This window comes from Roseateles asaccharophilus (assembly GCF_031458115.1).
Taxonomy (GTDB): domain Bacteria; phylum Pseudomonadota; class Gammaproteobacteria; order Burkholderiales; family Burkholderiaceae_C; genus Pelomonas; species Pelomonas asaccharophilus_A.
This window is the reverse complement of sequence record NZ_JAVDXV010000002.1, coordinates 470578-486459: the sequence shown is the minus strand read 5'-3', so window position 1 is coordinate 486459 and position 15882 is coordinate 470578. Positions and strand designations below refer to the sequence as shown.

Annotated in this window: 13 protein-coding genes; 11 read left to right on the top strand and 2 right to left on the bottom strand. The window is 69.7% G+C overall.

All coding sequences use genetic code 11. The annotated features are described in order from the left end of the window. The first annotated feature begins 58 nt into the window (after positions 1 to 58). The 11 genes from J2X21_RS06820 to J2X21_RS06770 all read left to right on the top strand — a co-directional run bounded on the left by J2X21_RS06820 (position 59) and on the right by J2X21_RS06770 (position 12806). Complete coding sequence (locus J2X21_RS06820) at positions 59 to 739, top strand: ABC transporter ATP-binding protein (protein ID WP_310326490.1); 681 nt, start codon at positions 59 to 61, stop codon at positions 737 to 739. A gap of 634 nt (positions 740 to 1373) precedes the next feature. Beyond that, the gene (locus tag J2X21_RS06815; RefSeq protein ID WP_310326488.1) at positions 1374 to 3914 is read left to right on the top strand and encodes an ABC transporter permease; all 2541 of its coding nucleotides are present in this window, start codon (positions 1374 to 1376) and stop codon (positions 3912 to 3914) included. After that, positions 3911 to 4942, top strand: a complete 1032-nt coding sequence (locus J2X21_RS06810; RefSeq protein WP_310326486.1) for a lipocalin-like domain-containing protein — start codon at positions 3911 to 3913, stop codon at positions 4940 to 4942. The genes J2X21_RS06815 and J2X21_RS06810 overlap by 4 nt, the downstream gene beginning before the upstream one ends. A 10-nt stretch (positions 4943 to 4952) precedes the next feature. Next, positions 4953 to 6083, top strand: a complete 1131-nt coding sequence (locus tag J2X21_RS06805) for a DegT/DnrJ/EryC1/StrS family aminotransferase (protein WP_310326484.1) — start codon at positions 4953 to 4955, stop codon at positions 6081 to 6083. A 163-nt stretch (positions 6084 to 6246) separates the two neighbouring features. Then, entirely contained in the window at positions 6247 to 8079 is a 1833-nt protein-coding gene (locus J2X21_RS06800) for an ABC transporter transmembrane domain-containing protein (RefSeq protein WP_310326482.1), read from the top strand. A gap of 111 nt (positions 8080 to 8190) precedes the next feature. Beyond that, the gene (locus J2X21_RS06795; RefSeq protein ID WP_310326480.1) at positions 8191 to 9030 is read left to right on the top strand and encodes an AbiJ-NTD4 domain-containing protein; all 840 of its coding nucleotides are present in this window, start codon (positions 8191 to 8193) and stop codon (positions 9028 to 9030) included. Positions 9031 to 9247: 217 nt separating this feature from the next. Beyond that, positions 9248 to 9676, top strand: coding sequence for a hypothetical protein (locus tag J2X21_RS06790; protein WP_310326478.1), 429 nt, complete (start codon positions 9248 to 9250; stop codon positions 9674 to 9676). Positions 9677 to 9779: 103 nt separating this feature from the next. Then, positions 9780 to 10274: a hypothetical protein gene (locus tag J2X21_RS06785; RefSeq protein WP_310326475.1), complete on the top strand. Its 495-nt coding sequence runs from the start codon at positions 9780 to 9782 to the stop codon at positions 10272 to 10274. A 261-nt stretch (positions 10275 to 10535) separates the two neighbouring features. Then, positions 10536 to 11903, top strand: a complete 1368-nt coding sequence (locus J2X21_RS06780; RefSeq protein WP_310326472.1) for an alkaline phosphatase PhoX — start codon at positions 10536 to 10538, stop codon at positions 11901 to 11903. Between the two features lie 94 nt (positions 11904 to 11997). After that, complete coding sequence (locus tag J2X21_RS06775) at positions 11998 to 12369, top strand: ArsR/SmtB family transcription factor (protein ID WP_310326470.1); 372 nt, start codon at positions 11998 to 12000, stop codon at positions 12367 to 12369. Then, positions 12366 to 12806 (top strand): SRPBCC family protein, encoded by a 441-nt coding sequence (locus tag J2X21_RS06770; RefSeq protein WP_310326467.1) that lies wholly within the window; start codon positions 12366 to 12368, stop codon positions 12804 to 12806. The genes J2X21_RS06775 and J2X21_RS06770 overlap by 4 nt, the downstream gene beginning before the upstream one ends. A gap of 54 nt (positions 12807 to 12860) precedes the next feature. Here the strand turns inward: J2X21_RS06770 and J2X21_RS06765 are convergent, their stop codons facing one another. Further along, positions 12861 to 14324 carry an endonuclease gene (locus J2X21_RS06765; RefSeq protein WP_310326464.1) on the bottom strand — a complete coding sequence of 488 codons (1464 nt, stop codon included), beginning with the start codon at positions 14322 to 14324 and terminating at the stop codon, positions 12861 to 12863. A gap of 139 nt (positions 14325 to 14463) precedes the next feature. Beyond that, positions 14464 to 15879 carry a DUF389 domain-containing protein gene (locus J2X21_RS06760; protein ID WP_310326461.1) on the bottom strand — a complete coding sequence of 472 codons (1416 nt, stop codon included), beginning with the start codon at positions 15877 to 15879 and terminating at the stop codon, positions 14464 to 14466. Positions 15880 to 15882 lie beyond the last annotated feature (3 nt).

Here is a 15882-nt window from a genome sequence, read left to right as displayed (position 1 = left end):
GCGGCCGGCATCGCCGCTCCCTCAGGGCAAGCCCCAAAACCGCCTACATTCCCCGCCCATGTTCCCCAATGTTGAGAACGCTCCGTCGTCGCTGCTGCGCGCACGGGGGCTGACCAAGTCGTATGGCGATGTGCCGGTGTTCGCCGGCATCGATGTAGACCTGGCCCCCGGCGAGATCGTCGCGCTGCTGGGCGAGTCGGGCAGCGGCAAGTCCACGCTGCTGAACTGCCTGGCGGGGCTGGACGAGGCGGATGCCGGCTCCATCGTGCTGGCGGGTCAGGACTTGCGCGCGATGGACGACGAGGCGCGGTCGGCGCTGCGGCGCGAGGCGCTGGGTTTCGTGTTCCAGGCCTTTCACCTGCTGCCGCACTTGAGCGTGGCGGACAACGTGGCGCTACCGCTGCGGCTGCTGGGCTTGCGCGACGACGGGCGCGTGGCGGCGATGCTGGAGGCGGTGGACCTCGCGGCGTTGGCGGCGCGCATGCCGAGACAGTTGTCGGGCGGGCAGTTGCAGCGGGTCGCGATTGCGCGAGCCCTGGTGCACCGGCCGCGGCTGGTGCTGGCGGATGAGCCGACCGGGAATCTGGATGCGCGGCATGCGGCGGAGGTGTTGGAGTTGCTGAGGCGGTGCACGCATGAGGCGGGGGCGGCTTGCTTGCTGGTCACGCACTCTGACGTTGCTGCGCAGGCGGCGGATCGGCGGTTGCGGATGGATGCCGATGGATTGCATGCGGCGTGACATCGGCTTGACGCCTAGGCCCAGCCGGGATTTCGTCCCGGCGGCCGACTCACTTTCTTGGGCGCCCAAGAAAGTAAGCAAAGAAACCGCCCCCGGCCGCCCCGCCCCTCGCGTTGCTCGGGGTTCCCTGCGGTACTCAGCCCTTGAAGGCCCGCCCGGAACTCGCGCCGCTACGCTCTGCTCGAACAGCCGTGCGGAGTCAGTTCTTGAAGTGCGCTGCGCGCACGCCTTCAAGGTCTTCCGTTCCTCGGCGGGGCTAAAGGGGGGGAAGAGGAAATACATCCACCGAACGGCGTGCGCGAGTGACACCGAGATTCCGAGACGACGCTGACGGCTGTTCTGGCTGTTCCTTCACACCCCTTTGGAGGAGCCGAGAAGCGCAGGAGCCCAGGGCGCGTGCGAAGCACGCTTCAAGCACTGACTTCGCGGTGACTGTTCGAGCAGAGCGTAGCGGCACGAGTTCAGCGCGGCCCTGGGCTTTGAGCATCGCAGGGGACCCCGCAGCGCAGCGGAGGGGCGACGGAGCGGGGGCGACTCTTTGCCTACTTTCTGGTCGCTCAGAAAGTAGGTCGCCCGCCGGGGCGAACTCCCGGCTGGCCGCAGGCATGCAACGCCATTCACGACGCGCAGCGCCATGCCAGTAAACCTCTGGCGCCACCTCACCTGGCCCACCTGGCGCGACCAGCCCGGCCGCGTCGTGCTGGCCATCGTCGCCGTGATGCTGGGCGTCGCGCTGGCCTTCGGCGTCCAGCTGCTCAACGGTGCCGCCCTCACCGAGTTCGCGAGAGCCGCCCGCGGCATCAACGGCCAGCCCGATCTCATCGTCCGCGCGCAGTCCGGCCCGCTGACCGACGCCGACCTCCCCGAGTTGCTGAACCGCCCCGAGGTCGCCGCCGCCAACCCCGTCATCGAAGGCCGCGCACTGTGGCCGGGCCAGAAAACGCCGCATGGCATGGCGCTGTCGCTGGAGCTGATCGCCGTGGACCCGCTGGCGCTGCTGGCCTCGGCCGCCGGTGCCCGGCCGCTGGCGCCCGAGCTGGTGCCGCAGCTGGACGGCCCGCAAGGCCCCGGCGTGCTGCTGACACCGCAGACGCTGCACCTCAACGCCGCCGCCCAGCGCCTGTTGGCGCCCGGCCAGACCCGGCTGACGCTGCGCCTGCCGCAGCGCGACGGCAGCGCGCCGCGCGACGTGACGTTCGCCATCGGTGGCCGCATCGTCGCCGGCAATGCGCCGCTGGCCGTCATGGACATCGCCGACGCGCAGGCGCTGCTGGGCCGCCTGGGCACTCTGGACCGCATCGACGTGCAGCTCGGCGCGGGCACCGACGCCGCCACCTGGCAGCGCAGCCTGCCCGCCCGCTGGCGCGCCACGCCGCCCGGCGACGAGGGCGCGCGGCTGGCGGACATGACGCGCGCCTACCGCGTCAACCTGGGCCTGCTGGCGCTGATGGCGCTGTTCACCGGCAGCTTCCTCGTCTACGCGGTACTGTCGCTGGCCACCGCGCAGCGGCTGCCGCAATGGGCGCTGGTGGGCGTGCTGGGCGTGTCGGCGCGCATGCGCTGGCGGCTGATCCTGCTGGAAGGGGCCGCCATCGGCGCCATCGGCAGCGCACTGGGTCTGGCGCTGGGCCTGGGCCTCGCGGCCGGTGCGCTCAAGCTGATGGGCAGCGACCTGGGCCTGCACGGCGCCAGCGGCGAGGCCACCGCGCTGCTGTTCAACCAGCCGCTGCTGCTGCCCGCGCTGACCTGCGCGGCTCTGGGCCTGGCCGCCACGCTGCTGGCCGCGCTGGCGCCGGCGCTCACCGTGCGCCGCATTGCACCCGCGCAGGTGCTCAAGGGCCTGGGCCTGCCCGCCGGTCGCGCGGTGCCCGCCTGGGCCGGGCTCGCGCTGCTGGCGCTGGGCACCGCCCTGGCCTGGCTGCCGCCCGTGGCCGCCGACCTGCCGCTGGGCGCGTATGTGTCGATGCTCTGCCTGCTGCTGTGCGGCCTCGCGCTGGTGCCGGCGCTGGTGCGCGGGCTGGCCGCGCTGCTGGGCAAGTTGCCGGCGGGCGCCCTGCTGCTGCTGGCCCGCGAACGCAGCCGCGACCAGGCCAGCGAGGCCCGCCGCTCGCTGGCCGGCGTGCTGGTGGCGCTGGCGCTGGCCGTCGCGATGACGGTCATGATCGGCAGCTTCCGCGAATCGCTGCAGCAATGGCTGGACGACGCGCTGCCCGCCGACCTCTACGTGCGCAGCGCGCTGCAGGCGCCGCTGCCGCAGCCGCTGATCGCCGCCGTGCAGCGCGAGCCCGGCTTCGCGCGCGTGTCGCTGCAGCGCTCGTCGCGGCTGCGGCTGGCGCCCGGCCGCGAAGCGGTGGCACTCACCGCCCGCGAGCTGGACAGCGGCCGGCTGCCGCTGGTGGAGCGCTGGCGAGGCGCCACCACGCCCGCCGCGCTGCCCGTCTGGGTCAACGAGGCCGCGCGCGACCGCGACGGGCTGCGCCCGGGCCGCGTGTTCCGCGCGCAGTTCCCCGACTCGGGCCGCCTCGTCGACCTGCAGGTCATGGGCGTGTGGCGCGACTACTCGCGCATGACGACGGCCATCTGGATGAACCTGCCCGACTACCGCCGCGCCAGCGACGACGTCACCACCACCGAGCTGGCCTTGCAGCTCGCGCCGGGCCAGTCGCTGGACGCCGCCCGCGCCACGCTGCGGCGCCTGGGCGGCGACGACATCGAGCTGGCCGCCGCCGGCGAGCTGCGCGCGCTGTCGCTGCAGATCTTCGACCGCAGCTTTGCCATCACCGTGTGGCTGCAGGCCGTGGCGCTGGCCGTGGGGCTGTTCGGCGTCATCGCCAGCCAGTCGGCGCAGGCGCTGGCGCGCAAGCGCGAGTTCGGGCTGCTGCGCCACCTGGGCCTGTCCAAGCCCGCGCTGACGAAGCTGCTGCTGCTGGAGGCCAGCCTGACCGGCGGCGCCGGCGCGCTGGCCGGGCTGGGCCTGGGGCTGGCGCTGTCGGCGGTGCTGGTGTTCGTCGTCAACCCGCAGAGCTTTCACTGGAGCATGGACATGCACCTGCCCGCCGCGCGGCTGGCCGTGCTGGTGGGGCTGGCATTTGCGGCGGCGGTGGGCGCGTCGCTGCTGGCGGGGCGGCGTGCGCTGGGTGCCGATGCCGTTCGTGCCGTCAGGGAGGATGCATGAAGCGCCGCGCACTGCTGCTCGCCGCGCTGCCGTTGCAGGCCCGCGCCGCGCTGAACTTCCCCGCCGACTTCGGCGCCCATCCCGGCCAGGGCATCGAGTGGTGGTACTTGACCGGCCTGCTGGGCGAGGCCGGCGGCCCGCCGCGGCTGGGCTACCAGCTGACCTTCTTCAGCCTGCCCGGCCCCGCCGCGAAAGACCACCCCAGCCCGCTGGCGGCCAAGCAGCTGCTGCTGGGCCATGTGGCGCTGTCGGACCTGGGCGCCAAGAAGCAGCGCCACACGCAGCGCCTGCTGCGCGCGCTGCCCGGCGTGGCGCACACGCAGGTCGGCGACTGCGACGTGAAGCTGCGCGACTGGACGCTCAAGCGCACCGCCGACGACTACCGCGCCATCTTCAACGGCCCCGGCTTCGCGCTGCAACTGCAGCTCGCCACGCCCGCGCCGCCGCTGCAGCAGGGCGACGGCGGCCTGTCGCGCAAGGGCTCCAACCCCAAGCAGTTCAGCCACTACTACTCCCGCCCCCAGCTCGCCACGCAGGCGGTCATGACGCTGGACGGCCGCGCGCTGCAGCTGACCGGCCGCTCGTGGCTGGACCACGAGTGGAGCGACAACTACCTGGGCGACACCGCCGGCTGGGACTGGCTGGGCATCAACCTCGACGACGGCCGTGCGCTGACGCTGTTCCAGCTGCGCCGCGCCGACGGCTCGCGCGACTGGGCCGGCGGCAGCCTGCGCACGCCGGGCCAGCCCGACCGCAGCTTTGGCGCCGACGAGGTGGAGATGACGCCCACCCGCCACTGGACCAGCCCCGCCACCGGCGGCCGCTGGCCCGTGGAATGGCGGCTGAAGTGCCCGGCCGGCGAGCTGCGGCTGGCGGCGGCGTTCGACGAGCAGGAGGTCGACGCGCGCCGCAGCAGCGGGCTGGTCTATTGGGAAGGCGTGGCCTGGCTGCAGGACGCCGGCGGCCGACAGATCGGCGCCGGCTACCTGGAATTGACCGGCTACGTGGGCAGGCCGCCACTGGTCTAATCCCCGCCCGATGAGCACTCGCCAACCCACGCACCCCACCTTCGGCTGGGACAACCTCGGCGGCGACCGCGACAGCGGCCTCCCCGCCGTTGACGACCTGCCCCACACCCGGCTGCTGACCAGCGGCCGCGCCGCGCTGTTCGCGGCCTGCAAGGCGCTGGGTGTGCAGCCCGGCGACACGGTGCTGGCGCCCAGCTACCACTGCCCCACGCTGGTGGCGCCGCTGCGCGCGGCCGGGGCCGAGCTGCAGTTCTACCCGCTGGGCCCTGATGGCCTACCGGCGCTGGACGCCATCACGCCGGCCCCGCGCACCAAGGCCATCGTCGTCGCCCAGCTGTTCGGCCTGCCGCGCTCGCTGGCCGCCGTGCGCGCCTGGTGCGACCGGCATGGCATTGCACTGGTGGAAGACTGCGCCCACACCTTCTTCGGCCAGGCCGGCGAGCGGCCCATCGGCCACTGGGGCGACCTGGCCACGGCCAGCGTGTCCAAGTTCTTCCCGGTGCCGGAAGCCGGCCTGCTGGCCTCGGCCAACCCACTGCCGCCGCAGACCTTGCAGCCCGCCAGCGCGCGGCAGCAGCTCAAGGCCTGGGTCAATGTGCTGGAGCGCAGCAGCGAGCAGGGCCGGCTGACCGGCCTGAACACCGTGCTGGGCGCGCTGTTCCGCGCAAAGAACGGCCCGCCGCGCCCGCCCGCACCCACCGCCCCGCCGCGTGTGCTCAGCGAGGCCGACAACATGGCCGAGTGCGACCTCAGCCGCAGCGAACAGGCGCCCACGGGCGCGGCCCGGCGGCTGTTCGGGCTGCCGCGCGCCCGCATCGTCGCGCGCCGCCGCGCCCATTTCGAGATGCTCTACCGCTGCGCGCAGAACCTGCCCGGCGCGCGCCCGCTGCTGGGCGCCCTGCCCGCACAGGCCGCCCCCTATGTGATGCCGCTGTGGGTGGACGACGCCGAGCCCGTCTACGCCGCGTTGCGCGCCGCCGGCTGCGCCGTGTTCCGCTGGGACCGCGTGTGGCCCGGCGTGCCCGACTTCCACGACGACCACGGCGCGCGCTGGCGCACCCATGTGCTGCAGCTGCTCTGCCATCAGGACTTGACCGATCCCATGCTCGCCCACACCTGCGGCGTGCTGGAGAAGCTGTGAGCAAGCCCCGCACACCCGCTCATCCCGCCGCAACGCCGCCACTCGGCGTTGCAAATGCTCGCCGTAGTCCCAGCTACGGCTGCGCTTCGCGCCTTGATTGGCGGCGCTGCGACGACCTGCTCGGTTGCGCGCGGCCTGCTCACAGCTTCTAGACCCTGACCCCATGAGTTCCACGACCACCGAACGCCCGGCCTCCAAGCAGGCCCGCTCGCTGAGCGGCCTGGCGCCCTTCCTGCGGCCCTACCGCGGCCGCATTGCGCTGGCGCTGCTGGCGCTGGTGCTGGCCGCGCTGGCCACCCTCGCCTTCCCCATCGCGCTGCGCGGCCTCATCGACGCCGGCTTCGCAGCCGGCAATGCCGGCGAGCGGCTGGTGGCGCTGCGCGAGCACTTCCTCGCGATGTTCGCCGTGGGCGCCGCGCTGGGCCTGTTCTCGGCCTCGCGCTTCTACATGGTCACCTGGCTGGGCGAACGCGTCACCGCCGACCTGCGCAACGCCGTCTACACCCACGTGCTGCGCCAGAGCCCCGAGTTCTTCGAGACCACGCAGACCGGCGAGGTGCTGAGCCGCATCACCACCGACACCACCGTCGTGCAGACCGTGGTGGGCTCCAGCCTGTCCATGGGCCTGCGCAACTCGGTGATGGGCATAGGCGCGCTGGTGATGCTGGTCGTCACCAACCCCTATGTGATGGGCCAGGTGCTGGGGCTGCTGGTGCTCATCGTCGCGCCGGCGCTGTACTTCGGCCGCCGCGTGCGCAAGCTGTCGCGCGCCAGCCAGGACCGCGTGGCCGACACCTCGGCCATTGCCGGCGAAGTGCTGAACGCCGTCACGGTTGTGCAGAGTTACACGCAGGAAGGCGCCGAGGCCAAGCGCTTCGCCGCCGCCAGCGAGGCCGCGTTCGACACCGCACGCAAGCGCACGCGCATCCGCAGCTTCATGGTGGCCTTCATCATCACCGCCGTGTTCGGCGCCATGCTGTGGGGGCTGTACCAGGGCACGCAGGCCGTCATCGCCGGCAAGATCAGCGCCGGCCACCTGGGGCAGACGGTGGTGTACGTGACGCTGCTGGTCAGCTCCGTGGCTGTGCTGGCCGAGGTGTGGGGGGATGTGCTGCGTGCTGCCGGCGCCACCGAGCGGCTGGTGGAGCTGATGAACGCGCAGTCGCCCGTGGCTGATCCGGCCTCACCGCAGACGCTGCCCACCACGACCGGCGGCTCACGCGTGGAGTTCAGCGACGTGCTGTTCCACTACCCCTCCCGCCCGCAGACCGCCGCGCTGGACGGCGTGCAGCTGACCATCGCGCCCGGCGAAACCGTCGCGCTGGTGGGCCCCAGCGGCGCCGGCAAGAGCACGCTGTTCCAGCTGTTATTGCGCTTCTACGACCCGCAGTCCGGCGTCATCCGCCTGAACGGCGTGCCCACGCAGCAGCTCAAGCTCGCCGATCTGCGCCACGCCATCGGCCTGGTGCCGCAAGACAGCGTCATCTTCTCGACGACGGCGATGGAGAACATCCGCTACGGCCGGCCCGAGGCGACCGACGACGAGGTGATGGCTGCGGCCAAGGCCGCCTTCGCGGACGACTTCATCCGCGCGCTGCCCGAGGGCTACCAGAGCTTCCTCGGCGAACGCGGCGTGCGCCTGTCCGGCGGCCAGCGCCAGCGCATCAGCATCGCCCGGGCCATGCTGAAGAACCCGCCGCTGCTGCTGCTGGATGAGGCGACCAGTGCACTGGATGCCGAGAGCGAGCGCGTCGTTCAGGCCGCGCTGGAAGCCGCCATGCAGCACCGCACGACGCTGGTCATCGCGCACCGGCTGGCAACGATCCAGAAGGCAGACCGCATCGTCGTGCTGGATGCGGGGCGCATCGTGGATATCGGGCGACATGACGAGTTAGTCGCGCGCGGCGGGCTGTATGCGAAGTTGGCGGCGATGCAGTTTGGGTTGGAGACCGAAGCGGATACACGGGTAGAGCGGAGCTTACGAACTGGCAACTAGTGTTGGCGACAGTAGCTATCGGTTATAAGTAGTGCCATACACCAATGAATGCGATGCATCCGGCCTTACCACTGGAATATCGCAATATCCAGATTCAAAGGGAGGTTTTTGATGAAGTTCTCTCAGCGCTATGGTTATACGCCACTAGAACGCGCATTTCAACGGGAGTCCATCGATCAAGACTTGAGGATCAAGCTCTGGAATATATTGAAGTTGGTAGTTTGGGACAAGTTTGATCAAGATAAACTTCGATATGACGAAGCGAGCCAAAAAGTAGACGGGTTAGTCAAGCGACTCTGGTTTCACCACTTTAACGAGGACATTGATCACTTGCCTCCTCTTCACGCGCGATATGGCAAAGAGGGCGCCTATGAATACATGAAGAGTCACTTCTTCAAATGCAAGTGGTTTGAAGTCTATGATTTTGTCCAAGAGATTCTCCAAGATCCCAGTGCATTGATCGATGACAGTGCAATCGATTGGATCAACAACACGCTCGAGTTCCACAATGCTGCTTACCGGATTGTGGGAGGAGAGGTTTCCGAGATCACGGACAACAACGAAATCACCTCAATTGAGGAAGCTTTGGCGCACTCGGATGCTCCGACAAAAAGACATCTCGAAGCAGCACTGCGAATGCTCAGTGACAAGACAACTCCTGATTACCGCAACTCGATAAAGGAGGCCATCTCCGCGGTCGAAGCTGCCTGTCGATTAATTACTGGCAATTCAACAGCCACCCTTGGTGACGCACTTAAGCGCGTAAAGAACTTGCACCCCGCCATGTCTGGCGCCTTCTCAAAACTGTATGGATACACCAATGACGCCTCCGGTATCCGTCATGCACTAACAGATGAGGAAAAAATCACATACAGTGACGCAAAGTTTATGCTGGTAGCGTGCTCTGCATTTGTTTCCTTCCTCAAGCTTTCGGCCGCTGAACCGGAATAGAAACTTGGGCTTCGGGCAAGTTTCCAGCACGTAGGTTGGGGTGAGCTTCGAACCCCAACGTTTTAAGGGCCCACGATGTTGGGGTTATCGCGGTTCGGGCTTCTAGTCCGCCTGTCCATCCGCCTCCAACCACGCCGCCCTCACACTCGCAGTCTGCGCGCACCCAACCCACAGTCCGCCGCCCGAAACCCTTTGCCGGCCTTTACGGGTCTGCCACATGCGCCTCGCCCTGTTGCTCCTGTCGCTGACACCCGCAATGACCGGCTGCGCCGTCTTCGAGGCGCTGGGCGGCATGCCCTACGCCGAGAAGACGGTGAGGCTGCCGCAGGCGGTCTCGGCCGCCACGGCGCTGGACTGCGTGGCGTCATCGGTGCAGTCGCTGCGAGAGGGGCGCGGCACATGGATGGCGGTCAGCCGCCGCGACGATGCGCAGGGTCTGCTGGAAACCGGCAACTACCCGGAGTCCAACCTCGCCGGTTTTCGCGTTCGTGCGCGGGTGGACGAGCCACGGCGGCAGATGCGCCTGCAGTTGAAAGCCGGCGGGCCTTACTACATCGACCTTGGCGCCAAGCCCGGCGTGGCCGAGCTGGCGATGGCGGTCGACACCTGCCTCGCCGCCGCTGCCGCCCAACGCGAGCACTCGTAGGTTGGGGTGAGTTTCGAACCCCAACGTTGAAAACTCGCCGCCTCAACACCGTGTCGGCACGCGGCTTGCCCGCTAGGTACTCCACTTCTACTGGAGACCGACGATGCACAAGCACCTCTTCGTGACACTGGCCGTCGCCGCCCTGGCCACGACGGCAACTGCGCAGACAGCGACGACGCCCGTCGGGCGTGCGGCGAGCGCCGCAGTGACTCCCGGCGACCAGAACATGGGCCGCAATCCGGACAACCGCACCGGCGGGCTGATGGGCAGCGACTCCAACGCGCGAACCGGCGCCGCGAGCGTCGGCAGCGCGGCGAAGGCTGCCGTGACGCCGGGCGACCAGAACATGGGTCGCAATCCGAACAACCGCACCGGCGGGCTGATGGGCAGTGACTCCAACGCGCGAACCGGCGCCGCGACTGTCGGCAGCGCAGCCAAGGCGGCCGTGACACCGGGCGACCAGGACATGGGCCGCAATCCGAACAACCGCACCGGCGGCCTGATGGGGTCTGACCGCACCGCGGCTGATCGCACGGCGGCCACCACGTCCGAAGGGTCTCAAGTGGCAATGCGCGCTCCGCGCGCGGATCGCAACTGACCCGCCGGGCCTGACGGCCGCAGACGCGACGGCGAGCTACCGGGCGCGCGCAACGACAGTCGTGAACGCCTGGCGCTCGTCGATGCCTGGAACGGGCTCGCCTGGTAAGAAGTGCCGCAAGGTCTGGCGCTCGTTCGGTGCGTTAGCGAGGTAGCTTGGGGTGAGTTTCGAGCCCCAGCGGCGATGTGGGCAAAAGATGTTGGGGTTATCACCCCAACCTACTCCTTGGCGAGCCTATGGGGCCGTGGAGATACTGCCTCCATGCACCGCCGCCCCCTCCTCCAAGCCCTCGCGCTGAGCCCCCTCGCCGCCGCCTTCACCACCAGCGCTCAAACGCGCCAGCAAGGCCGCCCGGCCGCCGGCTACGGCCCGCTGCGGCCGGTGGCCGACGAGGCCACCGGCCTGCCGCTGCTGATGCTGCCCGAGGGCTTCAGCTACCGCAGCTTTGGCTGGGCCGGCGAGGCGCTGGCCAATGGCGGCGTGGTGCCGGGTGCGGCCGATGGCATGGGCATCGTGAAAGCCGAGGGCGAGACCTTCACGCTGGTGCGCAACCACGAGATCCTGGGCGTGGGCGGCGGCTTTGGCCCTGCGGCCAGCCATTACGACGCGGGTTGCGACGGCGGCACGGTGACGCTGCGCTACGACCGCGCGGCGGGCAAGTTGCTGGAGATGCGCGGCTCGCTGTCGGGTACGCTGGTGAACTGCGCGGGCGGCACCACGCCCTGGGGCAGTTGGTTGACCTGCGAGGAGATCGTCACGCCGGCCGGGCACTCGGGGCAGCACCGCGGCAAACCTTTCAAGCTGGAGAAGCCGCATGGCTTCGTGTTCGAGGTGCCGGCCGATGGCGCGTCCAACGCGCAGGCGCTGACGGCGCTGGGCCAGTTCAAGCACGAGGCCGCGTTGGTGGACACCGACGGCACGGTCTACCTGACCGAAGACGCGCAGCCGGCCGGCTTCTACCGCCTGCTGCCGGCCAAGAAGGGCAACCTGGCGGCCGGCGGGCGCCTGCAGATGCTGCGCGCCCGCAAGGCCAGCGACCTGCGCACCGGCCTGAAGCCGGGCCAGCAGTTCGATGTGGATTGGGTGGACATCGCCCGCCCCGCCGACGGCGTGGGCGACAACGGCAACAACGGCGTGCTGAACCAGGGCCGGGCCCAGGGCGGCAGCCTGTTCACGCGGCTGGAGGGTTTGTTCGCCGGGCGCGACGAGATCTTCTTCACCAGCACCGACGGCGGCGACGCGAAGGCGGGCCAGGTGTGGCGCTTCGTGCCCAGCCAGCAGCGGCTGGAGCTGTTCATCGAGTCGCCGGGGGCCAGCGCGTTCGACTACCCCGACAACCTCTGCCTGCATCCGCGCACCGGCCTGATCGTCGTGTGCGAGGACAGCAAGCAGCCGGTGCAGCGCCTGTACGGCCTGCGCCGCGAGGGCGGGCTGGACGGCCTGTTCGAGCTGGCGCGCAACAACATGCAGCTGGCCGGCGGCGAGCTGGAAAAGCTGCCCCAGCTGAAGGGCGATTTCCGCGGCGCCGAATGGGCCGGCACCTGCTTCAGCGCCGACGGCAAGACCTTGTTCGCCAACGTCTACCGGCCCGGTTTCACGGTGGCGATCAGCGGGCCGTTCGCGGGCTGACGCGCCGCGGGCGCCGCCGCTGCGGCCGCGCCTGCTTACAAGCACTGACGACCCCACCCGTTGACATGCGCCTTATATTCACCAAAATGGGTGAATGAATCAGCGATTGACCGCCGAGCAGCTGGACGATGTGTTCGTGGCCCTGGCCGACGAGACGCGACGGGCCATCCTGTTGCGGCTGTCGTCCAGCGAGGCGCGCGTCACCGAGCTGGCGGCGCCGTTCGCCATGTCGCTGAACTCCGTGTCCAAGCACATCCGCATCCTGGAGCGCGCCGGCCTGGTGTCGCGCGAGCGGTCGGGCCGCGAGCATGTGCTGCGGCTGGAGCCGCACCGGCTGACCGAGGCCACCGAGTGGCTGCAGTCCCGCCAGCGCTTCTGGACGGAGCGGCTGCAGCGCCTGCAGGCCGTGCTGGACGAGGAGGCGCCCGTTTCAACCCCGCCATCGAAAGGCCAGCGCAGACCATGAGCACCGAAGAACCGATCACCCTCCGCGTGCAGCACCGCTTCCGCCACGCGCCCGAGGTGGTGTTCGACGCCTGGCTGGACGTGCGCACGGCCGCCCGCTTCCTGTTCTCCACGGAGACCGGCGAGATGGTCCGCTGCGACATCGACCCGCGCGTCGGCGGCAAGTTCGTGATGACGGACCGCCGCGCCGACGGCGACGTGGAGCACACCGGCGAGTACCTCGCCATCGAGCGGCCGACGCAGCTGGTCTTCACCTTCGGCATCCCGGCCGCGTCGCCAACCTTCGACATCGTCACCATCGACATCACGGCGGAGGACGACGGTGGCTGCACGCTGCACCTCACGACGCAGATGCAGCCCGAATGGAAGGACTACGCCGACCGCGCCCGCGAAGGCTGGTCGAAGATCGTGGCGAGGCTGGACGCGGCGCTGGGCTAAGCGGCTGCGTGATGAGCAGCGCCGCTCGCTGAACGCCACCCATCGGCGCAGGGGTCACGGGCAGCCCGCCCCAAACATCTCCTCCACCCACGCCGGATAGTCCACGAACGGATTGCGGTTGCCCTGGCGCTCGACGATGCGGCCGTGGCGGCGGATCTCGGCGGCATCCACCGGGTCGGCGCGGTGCCAGGCCACCAGCGTGCAGCGCTTGCCGAACAGGTTGCCGCTGGTGCCCACGGTGTCGGAGATTTCCAGGTTGCCCACGCCGGTGCTGTCGCCGCCTTCATAGCGGATGGCCATGTAGAACATCATGCGGGCCACGTCGCCCTTCACGGCGGCGCGGGGCTCGAAGCTGTCAGCGTCGGTCAGGTTGCCCGGCGCCTCGGCGATGGCGCTGCCGCCCCAGTCGAAATCCTTGTTGCCGCGGGTGCTGTTGACCGACACGTCTTCGGGGCGCAGGTGGTGGATGTCGGTGTGCGCCCATTGGCCTTCGTCGGGGAAGCCGTGGCTCTTGGCCCAGACGTGCTCGCGGTTCCAGGCGTCCTGGTCGCTGGAGTTGGCGCCGGCGTTGTGCGTCTTGGCCTGCGAGCGGTTGGTGTAGAGCAGCAGCACGTTGGCGGTGTTGGCGGGGTCTTCGTCGGTGTACTTCAGCGCGTCCCACACGGCGGAGTAGCTCATGCGCACATGGTTGCGCGCAGCGGCCTCGTTGAGCGCGACGCGCAGCGCCGTGCCGGTCTTGCCGATGGCCTGCACGTAGTAGGCGTTGAAGCCCGGCCAGGTGGCGCCACCCGACGGCGGCTGCGTGAACGACGCGGTCAGCGTGACGCCCGAGAACGCCTTGAAGCCGTACAGGCCGATGTAGTAGCTGGTGGCCTGCGGCTGCGCGAAGGTGCAGGTCTCGTCGTTGCCGTTCACGTAGGGGCGGCAGTCGAACACCGCCGACGTGGGCTCGGCGCCGGCGCGCACGTAGAGGTCCGCCGCGCCGGTGCCGCCGTTGCTGCGCACGACGAGGTTGGTGGCGCCCGCGGGCACGTCGATGCGATAGCGCAGCCAGGCGCCGGCGGCGGCCGTCTGGCCGTTGACCGGCACGCCGGGCTGCAGCACGACGGTGCTGGGCGTGCCGCCGCCGCTGGCGGTGTAGTTGCCGATGAGGCTGGCGCCGCTGTAGGCGCTGTAACCCTGCACGCGCACGTAGTAGGTGGCGGCGGTGGGCGTGGCAAAGCTGCAGCTCTCGGCGTTGGTGCTGCTCTCGGACTCGCAGTCGTTGGTGCTGCTGGTGGCCTGGGAGCCGCGGCGCACGTAGAGGTCGGCGTCGCCGGTGCCGCCGCTGAGCGTGAAGCTGAGCTGCGTGGCGCCGGCCGGCACCACCAGCGTGTAGTCGCGCGTGCTGCTGGCCGCGCCGGACAGGCCGGTCACGGCCACGCCCTTGGTCAGCGCGGTCTGCGCCTGCGCGGCAGGTGCCGCCACTGCCATCGCGGCCGCGGCCGCCAGGGTTCCCATCCAAGACCAACGACGCATCACGCAACTCCTGGTTTTTTACGGAGGCGTCAGACTAGCGATGCTTGATGACCGGCCAAAGTCGGGTTTGCATGAAGCCGATGCGGTGAGCGGGTTTGCGCGGATGGCGCCGGCACGAGAGATGGCGTGGAGGGGCCCGTCAGCGCGGCACGTAGTCCACGAAGACCTGGCGGCCGGACTCGCGCACCGCCAGCCAGCGCTCCAGGCGCTGGCGCTCGGCGCGCGGCAGTGGTTGCGGCGTTTCGATGCGCAGCAGCAGCACGGCCTGCGCCGTCTTCACGGGCACCGATGCCGCCGCAGCGGCTGGTGCCGGCGAGGGCTCCGCGCCCGAGGCCACGACGATGCGGCTGGCCTGCGGCAGCTGGGCGCGTAATTCCGACAACAGCTGCGCATGCGCCGGCTCGGCCTTGCGCAGCCGCTCGTTGTCGGCCTGCAACTGCTGCACGCGGGTGCGCAGTTCGTCGGCCTCGCGGCTGACTTGCAGCAGCACGTCCTGGCGCAGCTCCTGCTTCAGACTCGCGACGTTGACGCGCTCGGAGCCCGAGAAGCGCACCACCACACGGGTGCCCGCAAACCCCTGCTCGGCGAGCCTGCCGGCGATGCGCTGGCCTATGCCCTCCTCGCGGTGTTCTCCCGACAGCGTGAGCTGGATGCTGCGGTTGTTGGGGTCGATGTCACGGTCCAGCAGCAGGTAGCGCGTGTCGCGCGCGAGTTCGTCCACCTGATGGCCGGCAGCGGCGACGAAGCGCTGCACCTGTACGAAGCGCCAGGCCAGGTAGCCGCTGGGCAGCAGCACGCTGATCAGCGTCACGGTGGTGAACAAGCGGGTGCTCCAGCGCGCCCGGTCCGACACCTGCCCCCGCACGGGCAGCTTCATCAGCTTGACGAAGACGAACGTGGAGAAGGCGATGAAGACGCCGTTGATGAGGAACAGATAGAAGGCGCCGCCCGCCATGCCCCAGTCGGCTCGCGAGATGCCAAAGCCCACCGTGCACAGCGGCGGCATCAGCGCGGTGGCAATGGCCACGCCCGGCACGACGTTGGAGATGCTCTTGCGCGTCAGGGCCAGGATGCCGGCCGAGCCGCCGAAGAAGGCGATCAGCACGTCCCACAAATTGGGCGTGGTGCGCGCCAGCAGCTCCGTGCCGGCCTCGCGCAGCGGGCTGACGGTGAAGTACAGCGTGGAGGTGACGAGGCTGATGACGCCGAAGATCATCAGGTTGCGCAGCGCCCGCCGGATCAGGCGCATGTCGTGAACCGCCAGCCCGTAGCCCACGCCCACGATGGGACCCATCAGCGGCGAGATCAGCATGGCGCCGATGATGACGGCCGTGCTGTTGACATTCAGGCCGACCGAGGCCACCAGGATGGCGAAGAACAGCACCCACAGGTTGGTGCCGGCCACATCGACGCCGGCGCGCACGTTGGCGTCGATGCTCTCGGGGTTGTCCAGGTCACGGCGCAGGTCGAACAGGCCGGCAATGCCGACCTGCACGTCGCGCTCGGCGGCTGCCACGGGCGTGGACGGCTTGGCGGGAAGCTCGCTTGTTTGCATCTT

Excerpts from the sequence above, each read along its gene's own strand:
- J2X21_RS06815 (WP_310326488.1), top strand. The coding sequence starts at position 1,374 with ATGCCAGTAAACCTCTGGCGCCACCTCACCTGGCCCACCTGGCGCGAC.
- J2X21_RS06760 (WP_310326461.1), bottom strand. The coding sequence starts at position 15,879 with ATGCAAACAAGCGAGCTTCCCGCCAAGCCGTCCACGCCCGTGGCAGCC.
- J2X21_RS06775 (WP_310326470.1), top strand. The coding sequence starts at position 11,998 with ATGAATCAGCGATTGACCGCCGAGCAGCTGGACGATGTGTTCGTGGCC.
- J2X21_RS06770 (WP_310326467.1), top strand. The coding sequence starts at position 12,366 with ATGAGCACCGAAGAACCGATCACCCTCCGCGTGCAGCACCGCTTCCGC.
- J2X21_RS06820 (WP_310326490.1), top strand. The coding sequence starts at position 59 with ATGTTCCCCAATGTTGAGAACGCTCCGTCGTCGCTGCTGCGCGCACGG.
- J2X21_RS06800 (WP_310326482.1), top strand. The coding sequence starts at position 6,247 with ATGAGTTCCACGACCACCGAACGCCCGGCCTCCAAGCAGGCCCGCTCG.
- J2X21_RS06780 (WP_310326472.1), top strand. The coding sequence starts at position 10,536 with ATGCACCGCCGCCCCCTCCTCCAAGCCCTCGCGCTGAGCCCCCTCGCC.
- J2X21_RS06790 (WP_310326478.1), top strand. The coding sequence starts at position 9,248 with ATGCGCCTCGCCCTGTTGCTCCTGTCGCTGACACCCGCAATGACCGGC.
- J2X21_RS06795 (WP_310326480.1), top strand. The coding sequence starts at position 8,191 with ATGAAGTTCTCTCAGCGCTATGGTTATACGCCACTAGAACGCGCATTT.
- J2X21_RS06805 (WP_310326484.1), top strand. The coding sequence starts at position 4,953 with ATGAGCACTCGCCAACCCACGCACCCCACCTTCGGCTGGGACAACCTC.
- J2X21_RS06785 (WP_310326475.1), top strand. The coding sequence starts at position 9,780 with ATGCACAAGCACCTCTTCGTGACACTGGCCGTCGCCGCCCTGGCCACG.
- J2X21_RS06810 (WP_310326486.1), top strand. The coding sequence starts at position 3,911 with ATGAAGCGCCGCGCACTGCTGCTCGCCGCGCTGCCGTTGCAGGCCCGC.
- J2X21_RS06765 (WP_310326464.1), bottom strand. The coding sequence starts at position 14,324 with ATGCGTCGTTGGTCTTGGATGGGAACCCTGGCGGCCGCGGCCGCGATG.